Annotated in this window: 1 protein-coding gene; it reads right to left on the bottom strand. The window is 42.3% G+C overall.

Annotated elements, in window-relative coordinates; genetic code table 11:
- The coding region (locus JUI58_RS00520) for a HigA family addiction module antitoxin (RefSeq protein WP_204101799.1) at positions 1-265 on the bottom strand (265 nt) is incomplete at both ends.

Genomic DNA, 265 nt, shown 5'->3' with positions numbered 1-265 from the left:
TAAACTTGAACTAACGGCTGATTATTTATAGATGAACGAGGTTGAATCGTCTTTTGAATTTCTTCTCCCACTAACTCTTCGGCTAGGCGTAACTCATAGGCTTTTTGCAAATTAAGCCATAGTTCTGCACCAGTGCCAAACCATCGTCCTAGACGTAAGGCAGTGTCAGCAGTAATACCTCTTTGCCCTTTGATAATTTGCGTAATCCGATTTGTGGGTATATGGAGCGATCGCGCTAGTTCTGATGCGCTAATTCCAAGTTCTT

The sequence above is a fragment of the Spirulina sp. CCY15215 genome (assembly GCF_016888125.1).
In the GTDB taxonomy this organism is placed as follows: domain Bacteria; phylum Cyanobacteriota; class Cyanobacteriia; order Cyanobacteriales; family Spirulinaceae; genus CCY15215.
The sequence above is the reverse complement of the archived record's forward strand: the minus strand, read 5'-3'. Positions and strand labels throughout refer to the sequence as shown.